General features: G+C 42.3%; 18 protein-coding genes. 11 read left to right on the forward strand and 7 right to left on the reverse strand.

Annotated features, from left to right (window positions below; all coding sequences use genetic code 11):
* Positions 1-63: 63 nt before the first annotated feature.
* From SNE25_RS08070 to SNE25_RS08080, 3 genes are all read right to left on the reverse strand, one after another.
* On the reverse strand, positions 64-645 hold the full coding sequence (locus SNE25_RS08070) for a hypothetical protein (protein ID WP_321564588.1): 582 nt from the start codon (positions 643-645) through the stop codon (positions 64-66).
* A gap of 275 nt (positions 646-920) precedes the next feature.
* On the reverse strand, positions 921-2021 hold the full coding sequence (locus SNE25_RS08075; protein ID WP_321564589.1) for an AI-2E family transporter: 1101 nt from the start codon (positions 2019-2021) through the stop codon (positions 921-923).
* A 169-nt stretch (positions 2022-2190) separates the two neighbouring features.
* On the reverse strand, positions 2191-3672 hold the full coding sequence (locus tag SNE25_RS08080; RefSeq protein ID WP_321564590.1) for a glycine--tRNA ligase: 1482 nt from the start codon (positions 3670-3672) through the stop codon (positions 2191-2193).
* Positions 3673-3823: 151 nt separating this feature from the next.
* Here SNE25_RS08080 and SNE25_RS08085 point away from each other — a divergent pair, with 151 nt between their 5' ends.
* Positions 3824-4489, forward strand: a complete 666-nt coding sequence (locus SNE25_RS08085) for an FAD-binding oxidoreductase (RefSeq protein ID WP_321564591.1) — start codon at positions 3824-3826, stop codon at positions 4487-4489.
* 252 nt (positions 4490-4741) lie between these two features.
* Here SNE25_RS08085 and SNE25_RS08090 read toward each other — a convergent pair whose 3' ends face one another.
* Positions 4742-5980 carry an acyltransferase family protein gene (locus tag SNE25_RS08090; RefSeq protein WP_321564592.1) on the reverse strand — a complete coding sequence of 413 codons (1239 nt, stop codon included), beginning with the start codon at positions 5978-5980 and terminating at the stop codon, positions 4742-4744.
* A 120-nt stretch (positions 5981-6100) separates the two neighbouring features.
* On the opposite strand from SNE25_RS08090, the gene SNE25_RS08095 reads away from it, so the two are divergent.
* From SNE25_RS08095 to SNE25_RS08130, 8 genes are all read left to right on the forward strand, one after another.
* Positions 6101-6811 carry an ATP-binding cassette domain-containing protein gene (locus SNE25_RS08095; protein WP_321564593.1) on the forward strand — a complete coding sequence of 237 codons (711 nt, stop codon included), beginning with the start codon at positions 6101-6103 and terminating at the stop codon, positions 6809-6811.
* 259 nt (positions 6812-7070) lie between these two features.
* Positions 7071-7577, forward strand: a complete 507-nt coding sequence (locus SNE25_RS08100) for an outer membrane beta-barrel protein (RefSeq protein ID WP_321564594.1) — start codon at positions 7071-7073, stop codon at positions 7575-7577.
* A 189-nt stretch (positions 7578-7766) separates the two neighbouring features.
* The gene (locus tag SNE25_RS08105) at positions 7767-8330 is read left to right on the forward strand and encodes a hypothetical protein (protein ID WP_321564595.1); all 564 of its coding nucleotides are present in this window, start codon (positions 7767-7769) and stop codon (positions 8328-8330) included.
* A gap of 64 nt (positions 8331-8394) precedes the next feature.
* Positions 8395-10848 carry a gliding motility-associated ABC transporter substrate-binding protein GldG gene (gene gldG / locus SNE25_RS08110; RefSeq protein ID WP_321564596.1) on the forward strand — a complete coding sequence of 818 codons (2454 nt, stop codon included), beginning with the start codon at positions 8395-8397 and terminating at the stop codon, positions 10846-10848.
* 33 nt (positions 10849-10881) lie between these two features.
* On the forward strand, positions 10882-12006 hold the full coding sequence (dnaN, locus tag SNE25_RS08115) for a DNA polymerase III subunit beta (RefSeq protein ID WP_321564597.1): 1125 nt from the start codon (positions 10882-10884) through the stop codon (positions 12004-12006).
* Between the two features lie 114 nt (positions 12007-12120).
* A complete protein-coding gene (locus SNE25_RS08120) occupies positions 12121-12813 on the forward strand; it encodes a DUF4397 domain-containing protein (protein ID WP_321564598.1) in 693 nt (230 codons plus the stop codon).
* An 11-nt stretch (positions 12814-12824) separates the two neighbouring features.
* Positions 12825-13571, forward strand: coding sequence for a DUF4397 domain-containing protein (locus SNE25_RS08125; RefSeq protein WP_321564599.1), 747 nt, complete (start codon positions 12825-12827; stop codon positions 13569-13571).
* Positions 13572-13616: 45 nt separating this feature from the next.
* Entirely contained in the window at positions 13617-14273 is a 657-nt protein-coding gene (locus tag SNE25_RS08130) for a DedA family protein (protein WP_321564600.1), read from the forward strand.
* A 97-nt stretch (positions 14274-14370) separates the two neighbouring features.
* Here SNE25_RS08130 and SNE25_RS08135 read toward each other — a convergent pair whose 3' ends face one another.
* From SNE25_RS08135 to SNE25_RS08145, 3 genes are all read right to left on the reverse strand, one after another.
* On the reverse strand, positions 14371-14547 hold the full coding sequence (locus SNE25_RS08135) for a hypothetical protein (RefSeq protein WP_321564601.1): 177 nt from the start codon (positions 14545-14547) through the stop codon (positions 14371-14373).
* A gap of 43 nt (positions 14548-14590) precedes the next feature.
* Positions 14591-14974: a phospholipase C/P1 nuclease family protein gene (locus SNE25_RS08140; RefSeq protein ID WP_321564602.1), complete on the reverse strand. Its 384-nt coding sequence runs from the start codon at positions 14972-14974 to the stop codon at positions 14591-14593.
* A gap of 69 nt (positions 14975-15043) precedes the next feature.
* Positions 15044-15292, reverse strand: coding sequence for a phospholipase C/P1 nuclease family protein (locus SNE25_RS08145; protein ID WP_321564603.1), 249 nt, complete (start codon positions 15290-15292; stop codon positions 15044-15046).
* Between the two features lie 125 nt (positions 15293-15417).
* Between SNE25_RS08145 and SNE25_RS08150 the strand changes: the two genes are divergently transcribed.
* Both SNE25_RS08150 and SNE25_RS08155 read left to right on the forward strand, forming a co-directional pair.
* Entirely contained in the window at positions 15418-16086 is a 669-nt protein-coding gene (locus SNE25_RS08150; RefSeq protein ID WP_321564604.1) for an HAD family hydrolase, read from the forward strand.
* A 1-nt stretch (position 16087) separates the two neighbouring features.
* Complete coding sequence (locus SNE25_RS08155) at positions 16088-16414, forward strand: hypothetical protein (protein WP_321564605.1); 327 nt, start codon at positions 16088-16090, stop codon at positions 16412-16414.
* Positions 16415-16537: the final 123 nt, after the last annotated feature.

A 16537-nucleotide genomic window follows, 5' to 3' on the forward strand; every position in this document is an offset into this window, starting at 1 on the left:
AACGAGTGGAAATTAAAAAGGCCAGGTGCATAGCGCCTGGCCTTTCCCGTGAAAAATGAACATTTATTTCATGTCGCTTTTTACTTTATTGGCCGTACTTTGCCCTGGCAAATATATCTGGAAACCGAAGTTAAGCGTAAGGCTGTGCTGATACGCTGAACTGCCAAAACCAACAACCCCGTTGTATTTTAACAGCGCTTCCAAACCTATGCTTGGTGTTACAAAGTAGGCAAATCCAGGCCCAAAACCTAATTCCAGCCCATTTGTTGAACCGCCCGGGCCACGCAGATTTTGACCACCAAGACCAACGTTCGCTTCGCCAAATATGCGACCGTGTTTTAATACTTCAACATCCGACCCTGTATAATAACGGCCCAGTGCGCCAATACCATATCTTACATCTGATCCGGTACCTTTTTCGGTAGAGATGCCAAAACGACCGTATGCACCCAACGCGACGTTATCTTTTACAAACCACGCTGCTTTTGGTGTAATATCGGCAGTGAAAGTACTTGGGCTGTTTAAACCCAGTGAAAGGTTGCCTATATCGCCTCCCATCAAAACGTTACCTTTTTGAATTTGCGCGCTCGCGGTAAACCCAAATCCAATACATGCCAGAATGGCTAATAGTGTAAACTTTTTCATAGTCTTTTTTTAATGTTTAACCTTTGGTGTATTTAATAAGTATTATTAGCAACAATAGGTGTGCCATTGGAAATAAAATATCGTTTAATGTAATTATTTTCCATTTGAGAATTTGTTTAATTTGCTGACAATAAAATGTTTACAGTAATTATGATCAAATACTAAGAATATTTTATTATAAATGAATGCCGTGGCTAATTAGCTATATACACAGAAGTTTTGTATACAAAATAGCTATATCTGTATATTATGATGAGGTTTTAAATGGATGAAAGTTATTTAGGAGGCAATACAGCTTTTTTCCTGCGCCCCCATATTTCCCCCTTATATTGGGTTGGTACAGTGTCGCCAAGGAGTTTACCCCAGGGTTTCAGGTTATCTATACGGTCAAAAATGATCTTGAGTACTGCTATGAACGGTATAGACAAGAACATGCCCGATAATCCCCACAACATGTTACCCAAAAGCACCACTACAATTGATATAAGCGCATTTATCTGCACCTTGGATGATACAATACGGGGTACCAATATGTTATTATCAATAAACTGAATGATGAGATAAGCCAAAATAACCCCTAATTGGGTCGAATAACCATCTTTAGTAACGGTAGCCATGAGCACAGGCAGCGCTATGGCAATAATACCGCCAATATAAGGTAGCAGGTTCAATATAGCGCCGATAACACCTATCAGGATGCCATACTTTACACCAAGCAGCATCAGGGCTGTTGAATTGAGTATGGCTACAATAACCATTTCTATTAATAAACCTTGTATATAGCTTTGTATGGCCATTTTAGTTTCCTTTAACACCTCAGCCACCTGTTTAGAATTTTCCTCAGAAAATATTTCGAAAAGGAAATTAAGGATCAGGGTTTTGTAAAACAGGATTAAAAAGACGTACACTGGTACTACAAATATTAACCCGAATGTTCCCAGCACAGAGCCCAGTGTGCGGCCTACCAGGGCCTGACTGTTATTCATAGCATCCTTGATCATTTGGTTTTGCTTTTCGATAGATAAATTGAATGTGGAGGCAACCCATTCTTTAACGGTAACAAACAATTCCCCGAACTTTTTCTGCAGCATAGGCAACGAATCGCCGAACTGAATGATTTGTGTAGAAAGGAAATAGAATAGCCCTGCCAGGGCCACGGCCCCAATGAACATGGTGATAATAATAGCCAGTATTTTAGGTGTCTTTTTGCTAAGCAGCCAGTTACAGATAGGGTTCAGCAAAATCGCAATAAAAGCGGCAAATGCAAGCGGTATCAATACATCGGCTAATTGAGCGAAAACGTAAACCAGCAAAATAAGCCCAAACAGGATTACAGTATTTTTCAAATAAAAGGGGTACTCTTTAACAGCAGGCATTGACTGGGAATTTAGATTTAACATTAAGGAGTAAAAGACGGAATTGTTTTAATAGTCAATATTCCTCCTTTTTAGAGGGTAAAAAGGCCATCAAAACTATCCTAAAATAGCAAAAAAGCCCACAATTTTGCGGGCTTTTTTGCTATTTTAACAATTATTGCTTCAATTTTTACTTCAATAAGTTTCTCCAGCTAACAAAGTCGCTAATGATCTTATCAAGTTGATCGGCCGGTACACGTTCCTGCTCCATGCTGTCGCGGTGGCGGATGGTAACGGTGTTGTCTTCCAGGGTTTGGTGGTCAACCGTAATGCAGAATGGGGTACCGATGGCATCCTGCCGACGGTAGCGTTTGCCAATAGCGTCTTTTTCTTCGTACTGAATATTAAAATCGATTTTTAGGCGGTCCATAATTTCGCGTGCTTTTTCGGGCAAGCCATCTTTTTTGGTAAGCGGGAAAATAGCGGCCTTAACCGGGGCAAGGCAGGGGTGCAGGCGCAGTACGGTGCGGCTGTCCTGTTTCTCCTCGGTGCTCAGGTCTTCTTCTTCATAAGCATTGATCATGGTGAGCAGGAACATCCTGTCTAAACCAATGGAAGTCTCAATTACGTAAGGAATATAGTTTCCGTAAGGCTTATTGGTATCCGGATCAAGTTCAGGATCAAAATACTGCATTTTTTTACCTGAGTACTGCTGGTGCTGGCTCAAATCGAAATCCGTGCGGCTGTGTATGCCTTCTACTTCCTTAAAGCCAAACGGAAATTCAAATTCAATATCATAAGCAGCATCGGCATAATGTGCCAGCTTGGTATGTTCGTGGTAGCGGTATTTGGCAGCATCGGTACCCAGGGCAAGGTGCCATTTCAGCCGGGTTTCTTTCCACCGGTTAAACCACTCTTTTTGTGTACCCGGGCGAACAAAGAATTGCATCTCCATTTGTTCAAACTCACGCATACGGATAATAAACTGGCGCGCAATTACCTCGTTACGGAATGCTTTACCAATTTGCGCTATACCGAACGGAATTTTCATCCTGCCCGATTTTTGTACGTTCAGGTAGTTTACAAAAATACCCTGGGCTGTTTCAGGGCGCAGGTATATGGTATCGGCATCATCAGCAACGGCGCCCATCTGGGTGCTGAACATCAGGTTAAACTGACGTACGTCGGTCCAGTTGCGGGTACCGCTTATAGGGTCGGCTATTTCATGCTCAATGATCAGTTCTTTCAGGCGCGGCAGGTCTTCAGCTTTTAGCGCTTCGTCCATGTCGTGCTGCAATTGCTCCGCTTTATCCGTTTTTCCGTCCTTATCGTAACGGTCAATCTTATCTTCCAGCAGCTGATCGGCGCGGTAACGTTTTTTGGAGTCCTTATTATCGATCATCGGGTCGCTGAAACCATCAACGTGCCCGCTGGCCTTCCATATTTTAGGGTGCATAAATATGGCCGAATCAATGCCGACAATGTTATCATTCATTTGCACCATGGCTTTCCACCAGTAGGTTTTGATGTTGTTCTTTAATTCGGCGCCAAATTGTCCGTAATCATAAACAGCGCTTAAACCATCATATATCTCGCTCGAAGGGAAAACAAAGCCATACTCTTTGGCATGTGATATAACATTTTTAAAAAGTTCGTCGGTTGATTTGCTCATAATAGCTGCAAAGATACAATTTAGGCGGAAAGGATAAAGGGGAAAGGATAAAGGTATAAAAGCTAAAATATAATGCTTAAATTACGTTAGTTAAAACCAAAAGGCCTATTATTCAATTACTACTAAAAAACCAATTATTATCGCAGTAACCATGGAACAGATTGTTAGAATATTGGATATACACAACGTTACCCACAACGTAAAGCAGTTTATTATTGAAAAACCCGATGATTTTACCTTTACACCGGGGCAGGCAACCGAAATATCTATCAATCAGCCGGAATGGGCCGATAAAAGGAACCCTTTCACCTTTACCAATTTTACCGACGACCATTTTCTGCAATTCACCATTAAAATATATACCGACCACGAAGGGGTTACCAATCACCTTGGCGAGCTGAACGTTTGCGATGAGCTCATTCTGCGGGAACCCTGGGGAACCATTGAATATAAAGGCCCGGGATACTTTATTGCCGGCGGCGCGGGCATTACTCCCTTTATCGCGATACTTAGGCAGCTTAACCGCGAGGGTGTTTTGGCTGATAATAAACTATTCTTCTCCAATAAAACCGATGAGGATATTATCCTGGCCGATGAGTTGAAAAGCATGCTGGGCGAAAACGCCCATTTTGTAATAAGCAATCAAAAAGATAGTGTGCACGACCAGCGCCGTATTAATGAGGAGTTTTTAAAGGCCGAAGTGAAAGATTTCAGCAAGCACTTTTATGTTTGCGGCCCCGATGCCATGGTTGCTGAACTAACCGAAATTTTAACAAAGCTTGGCGCTAATGCTGATGCGGTTGTTTTTGAAAGATAAGGGGGTAATTCTGAGCGACGCAAAAAAACTATTCACCCCGAAAGCTTATCTGCTGACCGGGAAGAAAAATAGGAAAACTATGTCATTGCGAGGAGGAGCAACGAAGCTATCGCGAACATTACAGAGTGACCCCGTGCAGAAGACTCACCCGATCTGCGCCTCGCTGAATCATCCTCCCTTCGCTTTCGGCGCAAAGAGGGTTGGCGGTCATAATCTGCATCCAACCGGAGAAAAGTTTTTGGTATATTTTACTCACACCCTGATAAATATTTTACGCCTATACATCCAGTAAAGTATGAGCCACAGGCAGAGCAACGTCAGGCTACCGCTCACAATAGTGCTGTAAGCCACTCCAAATAACCGATCATAGTGCTGCCCCAGATGTACATGCAGGTTATCGCTGATATATCGCCTTAAGCCACCGTCGGCCATTACATAGGCAGCAATAGAATTGGCGCCTATTACCGTGAGGAAGAAAAATGGTTTTTTGTAATGTTTCAGGTCAACCAGCCAATAGCAGAAAGCCAGAAAGACAAAACATATTCCGCCGCTAAAAATCACCCATGCGGGTGTCCAAATCCTTTTTACAATAGGGTTGATATTAGTAAGCTGTAACACTAATCCCAATGCCATGAGGATTAACCCGGCGATAATAAAGTATTTCAATTTTTCTTTATCTGTCCGGCTATCCCTCAAAACGCCACCTGCCAATAGCCCTAATATCATGGTACCTAAGGTGGGGATAAAGCTTAGGGTTGAATAACCGCCTCCATTAAACAGGAAGGGGCTGCTGCGCGGAAATAAATTCAGGAACCAGCGGTCTGCGGCCCAGGCCAGGTTTGTATTTTTATTCCAATGGGCGGCAAACCCATGCAGGTTATGTTCCCAGTTGGGAGATACGCCCGCCGTTGTATAATCAAAGCCGGCCTTGGGCAGGGGATAAAGGGCAAACGCCAGCCAGTATCCTACCAAAATGATTACCAATACGCCAAGCTGCACTTTTGGTCGGCAAAAACCTATCATTACCAGAAAAGTATAGCCCATACCAATTTGCGTAAGGGTGTCTTCAAAAGTGAAATTAGTACCATCCGCACCCAATGACCTTAAAAAGAAGCCGAGGAAGATCAGGATCAGCGACCGGCGCAAGGTATGGTTAAGGAGTGTATTGAAGGTAGCACCCTTGTTTTTTCTGGTGGCGATGGAAAACGGAAGTACCACACCAACCAAAAATGTAAAAGAGGGCTGGATCATGTCATGGAGACTTAGCCATGTCCAGGGCACATGCGATTGGTTAAAGGCTAAAATTTGCCAGAATTGATTGTCGGGAAGCGCGGCTGCTACATTTTGAAAAGATAATACTTCTGCCATCATCAACAGCATAACCAGGCCCCGGTAAACATCAACCGAAGCAATTCTGCCGGCAGGTATTTGAGGATTCACGGCTGCTGCTGCCGAAGGCAGGTTGGTGGCTGCAATAGTACCTTTTTCCATGTTGAAATTTAATGCCTTTAAAATAGTGTTTTTTACTTGTATTGTAGTATGGTTCAACTGGTTTTGAAGACATCGGATATTTCTTTCTCAAATCTCATATCTAAAATCTATTTTTACCGCATGAGTATCCGGGTACAGGCATTAACAAAACTTTACGGCCAGCAAAAGGCGGTTGACGGCATTAGCTTTAGCGCCGAACCGGGGGTGCTCGGTTTCCTGGGACCCAATGGAGCGGGTAAGTCGACCACCATGAAAATACTCACTTGCTTTATTCCGCAAACGTCGGGCACGGCATCGGTATGCGGATTTGACGTGATTGCACAACCGCTGGATGTACGCAGGCACATAGGCTATCTGCCCGAAAGTAACCCACTTTATCCGGACATGTATGTAAAGGAGTCGTTGGGCTTTATTGCAGGTATCCACAAAATTCATGAGCCTGAAAAACGCATTGCTACCATTATTGAGCAAACCGGCCTTGGGCCTGAGCAGCATAAAAAGATAGGGCAGTTATCAAAAGGGTACCGCCAAAGGGTAGGACTGGCGCAGGCTATACTGCACAACCCAGACGTACTGATACTGGACGAACCTACCTCCGGGCTCGACCCTAACCAGCTGATCGGTATCCGCCAGTTGATCCTCGATCTGGGTAAAACCAAAACCATCATCCTGTCAACCCACATTATGCAGGAAGTGGAGGCGGTTTGCAACAGGGTAATTATTATTAACAAAGGCAAAATAGCAGCCGATGATACCCTGCAGGGCCTGCGCCAAAAAAATAACAATAACACGCTGGAACAGATATTTATCTCGCTTACCGGGAGTAATTAATATTTTCCATATTAAAAATAATCTGTTGGCTTTGCCAAGCCTAATTATCATTTACCGTATTAAATAAGCGATAGGCCCCGTATGAGCGTTTGGGGGATTATTTATTTCCATCTATTGATTCATTGTGTCGATATTATTAAAAAAAAATATTGCGCATATATGTAACGTTTTGCAATATCAGGCGTCTATATGCTCAACAAAACCACATTGCGGGAAGGGCCCGTTATGTTTTATTGAAAATCACAACAATCTAATCATTATGAAAAAATTACTATTAGTTTTAGCCATTGTAGGTGGCACAGCGTTCTCTAGTTTCGCACAATCATCCGGCCCAGCCGATGCGCCAAAATTCAGTGTAGGGGTTGAAGCAGGCTTACCAATTGGTAACATTAAAAACGGTTATAACTTTGTTATAGGGGGCTCTCTTAAATATGAGCTTCCTATTGCAGAGAGTACCATGTTTACCATTTCAGCTGGCTATAATTCTTTTTTAGCGAAAAGCGAATTTAAGGATATAGGTGGGGAGTCTGCCGGCTTTATTCCCGTAAAAGCTGGTATTAAATATTATTTAAACCAGGGCTTCTTTGCTGAGGGGCAATTGGGTGCTGCATTTGGTACCAAAAGCGGCGAAGGTACTGCATTTGCTTATTCACCGGGTATAGGCTATACATTTGACGGCGGTTTTGAAGCAGGCGTTCGTTACGAAGGTTGGTCACATGACGGCACCGTTAGCCAAATCGGCCTGCGTTTAGCTTACCGTTTCTAAGAATAATAATTTTTAAGTAAAGGCCCGGGGATAATATCTCCGGGTTTTTCTATTTATAATAATGTTGTTAATAAGTGTTAAATAAGTATATCAGAAATAATATCAGGTAAAAATATACGTCAATACTGCAAACGGGAAAAGTAGTGGTACCCTGCTCTCCCGTCAATTTAACTTTACACAACATTAAACATGAAAAAAACCTTATTGGTACTGGCCGCAGTATGCGGTACAGCCTGGAGCAGCTTTGCCCAAACAACAACAACTACATCATCTTCGTCATCCTCACCTGCAGACCATGCTCATTTTAGCACGGGGCTTGATGGCGGTGTAACTTTAGGGGGTATCAGACCCTATTCAAAAGCCATCGCAGGCGCGTCTGTACAATATGAAATGCCTATTGCTACAAATACTTTATTCACCGCATCGGCAGGTTATAGCTATTTATTATTTACCGATGCAAAAAAGCGACTGGTGAGGGCCTTTGATGATCCTAAATCAGGCGCCAGTTTTATACCTATGAAAGTTGGCCTTAAGTATTATGTTAGCAATGGCTTTTTTGTAGAGGGCCAGGCCGGTGTTGTATTCGCCCTTAAAAGTAAATCGGCAAATGCCAATTATGATACGGCTTTTGCGTGGTCGGGTGGTGCAGGTTATACGTTCAAAAATGGCCTCGAATTGAGCGCCCGGTATGAAAACTGGTCAAACAGTGGTGTTATAAGCCAGGCTGCCTCACGGGTGGCTTATCGTTTCTAAAAGTAAATTATAATAAAGCCTGCAGGTAATGCCTCCGGGCTTTTTACTTAAATGATCTTTTGCTTTGGCGCAGGAATATTGTAATTTCGGCGCTCAACACCTGATAAAAGCAGTGCTAAGCATCCTCAAAAAAGAAATAAACTCCTACCTCAGTTCGCTGGTGGCTTACGTGGTTATAGGTGTATTTTTATTGGTGCTGGGTTTGTTTTTATGGGTATTCCCCGATTCGAGCATTTTAGATTATGGTTATGCCGGGCTGGAAAGCCTTTTCAGCACCGCGCCTTACCTGTTCATGTTCCTGATACCGGCCATTACCATGCGCTCACTGGCCGAGGAACGAAAAGAGGGCACGTTTGAGCTCCTGTTTACCCGCCCCCTTACCGACTGGCAAATAGTATTGGGCAAATATTTTGCAAGTGTACTGCTGGTGCTCTTCGCCTTGCTGCCTACGCTGTTTTACTATTTTTCGGTAAGTACACTGGGTACGCCGCAGGGTAATATTGATACCGGCGCGGTTATAGGCTCGTACATCGGTTTGTTTTTATTAGGGATGGCCTTTACCGCTATTGGTTTGTTTGCCTCATCGGTAACCAAAAACCAGATCATCGCTTTCACCATAGCAGTTTTCCTGTGTTTCTTTTTTTATAGCGGATTCGATTCTTTGAGTCAACTGTTGTCGTTACAGGACCTTGGCCTGCAAAACCTGGGTATTACAGAACACTATGAATCTGTGAGCCGTGGCGTGCTCGACACCCGCGATCTGGCCTATTTTATTATTGTTACCGGTTTATTCATCGGACTTACACTGTTTGTAATTAGCAGCCAGCGTAAAAGAAAGCTGTTTACTGCTACTATGCTTGGATATATAGGCGGGTTAGTATTTATAGCCCTGCTTTCAGGCATTGCTTTTACCCGTTTTGATTTTACTTCCGAAAAACGATATACTATATCGCCCATCAGCAGGCAGATTATGGATGGTTTGAATGAGCCGGTAAAGGTTACCGTTTACCTGCAAGGGAACGGTTTTCCTGGAGATTTGAAACACTTGCAAAATGCTACAAAGGATATGTTAGCTGATTTGAAATCATATAGTCATGCCAGGTTGCAATTTGAATTTGTGGATTTGTTAGCTTCTCTTAAAAATCTTTCTCCAGCATTACAAAAACAGACCTATGAAGACATGGCGTTTAAGGGGATATTGGGAGAAGAAAAAAGTTGGAAAACTGAAGATGGAGTGTCTCAAAAATTAATATTTCCGGAAGCACTTGTAAAATCTGGCGATAAGGAGATAGTAGTTAATTTAATCCAAACAAGGATTGGCCTTTCTTATACAGAGCAGCTTAATAACTCTATCCAAAACCTTGAATACGCGTTTTCATCGGCTATAAAGAAAGCTACCACTGGCGGCAAACCGCAAATTGGCTTTACCGAAGGACATAACGAGTTAACCGATCTGCAGCTGAATGATGCCATGAAGTCCCTCGCAGATGGATACGAGGTTGGTCGCGTTAACCTGAATAGTATTCCGTTTGATAGCCTGCAGAAAATAAAACTGCTGGTGATCCCCAAACCGGATAAAAAGTTTACCGAGCTGGAAAAATTCAAGCTCGATCAATATATCATGCGTGGCGGCCGGGTAATATGGACAATTGACCAGGTAAATGCCGAGTTGGACAGCCTTCGCGGGCATGGCGGCGAGCAGTTAGCTTTCCCCAAGCAATTAAACCTCGACGATCAGCTTTTCCGTTACGGCATTCGCATAAATTATGATTTGATTGCCGATATGAACTGCTCGCAAATACCGGTAAGCACCGGCAGTATGGGCGGGCAGGCACAGATACAAATGCTGCCCTGGCTGTTTTACCCGGTATTTATCCCCATGTCAAAACACCCGGTGGTTAAAAATCTGGATGGCATCAGCAGCGAATTTGTGAGTACTATTGATTTACTCGAAACCAAAAACATTAAAAAAACGGTGTTGCTCACTTCATCGCCTTATAATAATAAGATAACAGCCCCGCATATACTATCGTTACAGGCATTGGAACAGGAGCCTAATCCCAAAGATTTTCAAAGTACACCAAAAACCGTTGGCGCATTGCTGGAAGGCAAATTTATATCCAACTGGCGCAACCGGCCCCTGCCCGAAGGTTTAACCGAACAAGTAACTATTCAACCTGAAAGCAAGCCTACCAAAATGATTGTGATAAGCGATGGTGATGTTTTTAAAAACCAGGTGGCTACAGATGGTTCGCCATACCCGCTGGGATATGACCATTATACACGTCAAACCTTTGGTAATAAAAACCTGCTGCTCAACATTGCCGATTACATGACCGACGACTCTGGCCTGATTGCCCTGCGTACCAAAGAGATAAAAATGCGGTTGCTTAGCCGCGCCCGTATCCGGAATGAAAAAATGTACTGGCAGCTGGTAAATACCGCCGGACCGTTGATTTTAGTGTTAATATGTGCTATTTTTCAACATTACATTCGTAAACGAAAGTATGCCCATTAAATTTTATATTTTTGATTGATTAAATAGACCCATATGAGATTTATTGTTTCTACATCAACATTACTCAAACAATTGCAGGCAGTAAGCGGCGCTTTAAGTAACAGTACCGTGTTGCCGATACTGGAAAACTTTTTGTTCGAGATAAAGGATGGAAACTTAACCATTTCTGCAACCGACCTGCAAACCAGCATGACCACCTCTTTAACTGTTGAAGCTAAAGAGAACGGTCGTATTGCGATACCATCGCGTATTTTGTTAGAGACTCTAAAATCGTTACCGGAACAACCCGTAGCATTTTCTGTAGATGATAACACGTTTGCTATTGAAATTAACGCAGGTGACGGAAAATACAAACTGAGCGGAGAGAATGGTGAAGATTTTCCGAAAATACCCGTAGTTGAAAATGCTTCGTCGGTAAATTTACCGGCCTCAGTTTTGGCCGAAGCTATAAACAAAACCATTTTCGCCGTAAGTAATGATGAGCTGCGCCCGGCTATGACCGGTGTTTACTGCCAGTTAAGTACCCAGCACCTTACCTTTGTAGCCACCGATGCGCATAAGCTGGTACGCTACCGCCGGAAGGATGCCAAAGCCGCGAGCACTACATCGTTCATATTGCCTAAAAAGGCGTTAACATTGCTTAAATCGTCATTGCCAACTGATGACGTGAATGTATCTGTTGAGTATAACTCTACCAGCGCGTTTTTCAAATTTGGTAATATTAACCTGGTTTGCCGCCTGATTGACGAGCGTTACCCTGATTATGAAGCGGTAATACCGCAGGTTAACCCTAATAAATTAAGTATAGACAGGCTTACTTTTCTGGGTTCATTAAACCGTGTGGCTATTTATGCCAACAAAACCACCCACCAGGTAAGGCTGAAAATTAACGGCAGCGAACTGAATATATCATCAGAAGATATTGATTTTGCCAACGAAGCGCATGAGCGTTTAAGCTGTCAGTATGAGGGAGATGACATGGAAATTGGCTTTAATGCACGTTTTTTAATAGAAATGTTGAAGAATTTAAGTTGCGAAGAAGTATCTTTGGAAATGTCGACACCTAACCGTGCCGGATTATTGCTGCCACAAGGTGGTGATGAAAATGAAGATGTGCTGATGCTGGTTATGCCGGTAATGCTCAATAGCTATGCTTAAGTGTAAACTTAAATTATAAATCCAAAACTAAGTCCGGCTTTTAAAAACCGGACTTTTTTGTTCGCTGCGAATACCAAAAATTACGGCATGCAGTTATATAGCTTATAATTATATATGGATATCAGGATTAAAATTTTGTTCATTGTTGCTGTCGGTTTGTATTTGTCGTCCTGTAAAAAAAATGATGACAGGCCTCAAGCCAGATTAACTACAAATCTTAACGTGGTTAATGTGTCAAATAATACCATAAATTTTTATCAGAACGGTACCAGGCTTAATAATACGGGTAGTTACATTCCCGGTGGGACATTGGGCTACATACCCGTACTGGCAGGAACACAGAACCTTCAGATTAAAGTTGCTGGAAATTCAGATCCGCTGTTCTCGTTACCATTAGCGCTTGATACAGGTAAACTATATTCACTGTACATAGGGCCAACCGCCGGAGATACTTTCTCAACTACTGATGTTTTCGAATCGCCGGGGCCAGATTCAATAATGGTTAGGTTTGTAAACGCCTCGCCGGATGCGGGGTTGCTTGGTGTCTCGTTCCACAGTAGCGACGCAAACAGCACGGTTATCACACCTTCTGAGTTTAAAGACGTAGAATATAAAAAAACAACCAATTTTATAGCAACACAGAGCGGAGAACTTATCCTGAATGTTTACAAATCATCGGCGCCCGCAGATCCTAAAATAGATACCTTAACGTTTAATAGCGGGGGCATTTATACTATATATAGTTATGGAACATTGGGCTCAGGAGGTATCGCAAATCTTAATACCAGATTGGTAAATAATCAATAAAATATTCTTTAATGGCTACTCAAAATAAAAGCGGTTTATTGGTTTCATTGTTTTTGATTACAGTGGGTATTGTACTGCTCCCATTTATATCGTCATGCGGTAAAGGCGCAAATGCCAATCCCTCCGGATTAAATACACAGCTGCAGATTTTAAATTTAAGTCCGGATGTCGGGCCGTTAAACCTGTATCTGAATTTTATAAAGGAAAGTACAGCTATTTACAGTTACCCTACCAATTCGGGTTATTTTTTCATTTCAACGCTCAGGCCGCCGATGGAGATGCGTACCTCCGCAAATGCTCCCGTGAGGGTATTAATTATCGATTCGGCATTAAAAGCTAATGCCAAATATACCCTGTTTATTACGGGTTACAGGAATGATAAAGATACCTCTATAAATAATTCTATTCTATCGCTTGATACAGTGACCCTGCCCGCAATAGGACGGGGTAAGGTTAGATTTATAAACGCTTCCCCGGGTTCGCCAAGTCTCGATCTGCGGGCTAATGATACGGTGGCGTTTAACACGGTGGCTTTCAATAAACTAACTTCTTATATTCAGCTCCCAGTGGGTAATTATAATTTTACGATAAATGCCCACGCTACGCCCGGGAAAATTGAATACACACTCCCCAATGTGACCATACAAGATGGTCGTGCCTATACCATTTATACGCAGGGCCTTGTTGGGCGTTCAGATTCGGTTGCATTTGGCGTGAATGTATTAACCAATAATTTGCTCGAAAAGATAACACAATAGCCTCCGTTACTTTTATATTCCTATTTTTGGGCAAAATTTAAAACTGTGGAAGTAATCAAAACCATCATCGATTTTATTTTGCATATTGATGTGCACCTGAGCCAGATCACCAGAGATTACCAAGGATGGACATACCTTATCCTGTTTGCTATAATTTTTGCCGAAACAGGTTTTGTAGTTACTCCCTTTCTGCCCGGCGATTCATTATTATTTGCTGCCGGCGCCCTCATTGCCACAGGACAAACCGGTTTGGATATTTCTTTAATCGCCCTATTACTGGTGATAGCCGCATTTGTGGGTAATACCGTTAATTACCTGCTGGGTAATTATTTAGGGCCCAAAGTTTTTAAAGAAAATAATAAAATATTAAAGTTAGAATACTACCTCAATACCAAAGCCTTTTTTGACAAGCATGGCGGCAAGGCTGTAATATTCAGCAGGTTTTTGCCTATCATCAGGACTATAGCACCCTTTGTGGCAGGGGTGGGGCGCATGCCGTTTATGCGTTATAGTTTATATAATATTATAGGTGGCACTTTGTGGGTGCTTAGCTTTTTGTTTATCGGGTTCTTTTTCGGGAACATACCGGTTATCAAGCAAAACTTTACGCTGGTGGTGATGGCCATTATACTTGTATCAGTAGTCCCGCCAATTTATGCGGCTATCAAGAGTAAGGCAAATAAAAAGGCTACCGCTAAGTAATTTCTGTAAACTGACTTACATGTTCCATTAGGAGCTGCATGTTTGTAGAATGTTATTAGAGTAATCATTTGCTCCGTAGGTGCAACCTTTAAATGATTTACTGGGTTATCTGGTAAGTGCATTTTCCGGTTCGGTATAACGCTTCCTCTCTTTGCAGGTTGATTTTTTCATCAGGAGCGAGAGGCTGTTTTATCAGTTTACCCAGATCGGGCTGCCCCGCGTCTACCCAGGCCGAATACCAGAAACTGCCTATCGAAAGTATCGACGAACGCATTTACTGCTCTACCATTCCCTTCAACATTTTTTGGTAGGCCAGACTATAAGCAATGGAATAATCGGTAATTGCTCGTTTTCCTATGTTGCACAAGGTTATATTTTTTGTCGGCCGGGAAAGTTTTGTTCAGTATGCGCTCAAAACGTAATACGGTATCAACGCTCTTAAATGATGTCCCGCAAATTTTAAAGGCTTCGGCCAATTGGTTTTCAATGTAACGGGCTCTGTCCACAAAATAATTATAGCGGTTGCCAAATAGTTCGGGTATACGGCTTTCCCACAAGGTATGTATACCTGTTTGGCCGGTAAGCTGCCCATTATAGTTTTCGGTAAGATGAAGCGGTACATGGGCGTCGGCAATGTAATGACCCAGGTTGGCCGAGGTATTGAGTATTGCCGTAGTATCATGAGTTTTAAAGGCGCGCACCAGCTTGTAATATTGTTATTGAAGGTCCATGGTACGGTGCCATATTTATCTAAAGTATCTGCCGAATATTTAGTAGCGGCATCTGTCCATCGCTGGGGCATTGGTGGCAAAGGGCTTTTTGCCATAATGATCGGCATCAAAAAAATGACGTGGGGCCTCAGTAGAGTCAACATAACGACGTTTGTCGGCACTCACGGCGTGTTCTGTAATATAATCATTGGCCTTGTAAAAAACCGACATAGCCTTAGGTAGCGTAAAAACTGCCAGCCGGTTAATGCGGTAATGCGCAAAGAATCCCCATGATGAACACAGTAGCATGAAACAAATGCCTGATAAACTTAAAATAATGCGAGTTTCATGGACATAAATATGGCCTTTAGTTTTGAGTTTCAAATTAATTAAATAACAAAGTTTATAACTTTACTATCTAAACCTAATTATAAATGGCTTTGAAAGCTTTATTATTTGACCTCGACGGTACATTAATAGATTCTGAGTTTTTTCATTTTGAATGCTGGAACGAAATTTTAGAGGAATTTGATGCCAAATTAACATACAACGACTGGCTGGATAATTATGCCGGCGTTCCGATGCCAGCCAATGCGGGCCGCCTTATCAAAAAGTTTGGCATTGCAACTCCGCTACAGCAGATCATTGAAAAGCGCGAGAAGCTAACCCTTGAACGCCTGAAAACAAAAGATGTTAACCTGATGCCTTATGTGGCTGATGTACTGGAATATTTCCACAAAGAGGGTTTAACGCTGGCGTTGGTCACCTCAAGTCCGCGGCAGGATGTGGAAGCTATCTTTGAAAGAAATGGTTTAGGTAGGTATTTTAAATTGATCATTACCCGAACGGAGGTTGCCAAAAGTAAGCCCGACCCTGAAAGTTACCTGGTATGTGTTGAAAAGCTGGGACTGCAAAAAGAAGAATGTCTGGTTTTTGAGGACACTATAAACGGCGTTAAATCGGCAAAGGCCGCCGGCCTAACCTGTTTTGCTATTCAAAGCAATACCAATGAGCATCACAAATTAACCCTTGCCGATAAACTATTCCTTGATTTTAAGCAGGTAATGGAGCATTTGATTGAAAGTGGTTTGATGGGCCGTTAAAATGGAAGATATAAAATTTAAGCTTTCACTGATCCTGTCTATGCTGCCTGTGTTTGCGTATGCCCATGGTGAGGAAGCTTTAGTTCCGGTTTTTCTGCAATTGCTTTCATTTATTGTATTTGCAGCATTAATGGCCGTCATAAAAATAAGCGGAAGACAGAAACTGAAGTTAACCGGCATATATATTGGTATTACTATTTTAACATGGTGTATTGCCGGAATCATTCCTTATGGGGATAATATGGTTGGCATTAATTTTCTTATCGCTGTTATTCCCCTGGCCATCGTGTTAATATTGATATCTAAACTAAAAAGAAACCAACATTAGGTTACATTAGCGGCTTTCCATGGTATTTTAAATGGAAGAAATTATAATGCGTAAGGCTTAATCTTCAGCAGGGATTGCTGGCAAGCAATTAAAATAGCCTGATTACCTGATAATAACTATATC

Source organism: Mucilaginibacter sabulilitoris (assembly GCF_034262375.1).
GTDB lineage: Bacteria > Bacteroidota > Bacteroidia > Sphingobacteriales > Sphingobacteriaceae > Mucilaginibacter > Mucilaginibacter sabulilitoris.

Bases quoted from the DNA above. Each gene is read 5' to 3' on its own strand.
- SNE25_RS08150 (WP_321564604.1), top strand. From the start codon at position 15,418: ATGGCTTTGAAAGCTTTATTATTTGACCTCGACGGTACATTAATAGAT.
- dnaN (WP_321564597.1), top strand. From the start codon at position 10,882: ATGAGATTTATTGTTTCTACATCAACATTACTCAAACAATTGCAGGCA.
- SNE25_RS08125 (WP_321564599.1), top strand. From the start codon at position 12,825: ATGGCTACTCAAAATAAAAGCGGTTTATTGGTTTCATTGTTTTTGATT.
- SNE25_RS08075 (WP_321564589.1), bottom strand. From the start codon at position 2,021: ATGCCTGCTGTTAAAGAGTACCCCTTTTATTTGAAAAATACTGTAATC.
- SNE25_RS08100 (WP_321564594.1), top strand. From the start codon at position 7,071: ATGAAAAAATTACTATTAGTTTTAGCCATTGTAGGTGGCACAGCGTTC.
- SNE25_RS08095 (WP_321564593.1), top strand. From the start codon at position 6,101: ATGAGTATCCGGGTACAGGCATTAACAAAACTTTACGGCCAGCAAAAG.
- SNE25_RS08090 (WP_321564592.1), bottom strand. From the start codon at position 5,980: ATGGAAAAAGGTACTATTGCAGCCACCAACCTGCCTTCGGCAGCAGCA.
- SNE25_RS08085 (WP_321564591.1), top strand. From the start codon at position 3,824: ATGGAACAGATTGTTAGAATATTGGATATACACAACGTTACCCACAAC.
- SNE25_RS08105 (WP_321564595.1), top strand. From the start codon at position 7,767: ATGAAAAAAACCTTATTGGTACTGGCCGCAGTATGCGGTACAGCCTGG.
- SNE25_RS08080 (WP_321564590.1), bottom strand. From the start codon at position 3,672: ATGAGCAAATCAACCGACGAACTTTTTAAAAATGTTATATCACATGCC.
- SNE25_RS08145 (WP_321564603.1), bottom strand. From the start codon at position 15,292: ATGCTACTGTGTTCATCATGGGGATTCTTTGCGCATTACCGCATTAAC.
- SNE25_RS08155 (WP_321564605.1), top strand. From the start codon at position 16,088: ATGGAAGATATAAAATTTAAGCTTTCACTGATCCTGTCTATGCTGCCT.
- SNE25_RS08135 (WP_321564601.1), bottom strand. From the start codon at position 14,547: ATGCGTTCGTCGATACTTTCGATAGGCAGTTTCTGGTATTCGGCCTGG.
- SNE25_RS08120 (WP_321564598.1), top strand. From the start codon at position 12,121: ATGGATATCAGGATTAAAATTTTGTTCATTGTTGCTGTCGGTTTGTAT.
- SNE25_RS08070 (WP_321564588.1), bottom strand. From the start codon at position 645: ATGAAAAAGTTTACACTATTAGCCATTCTGGCATGTATTGGATTTGGG.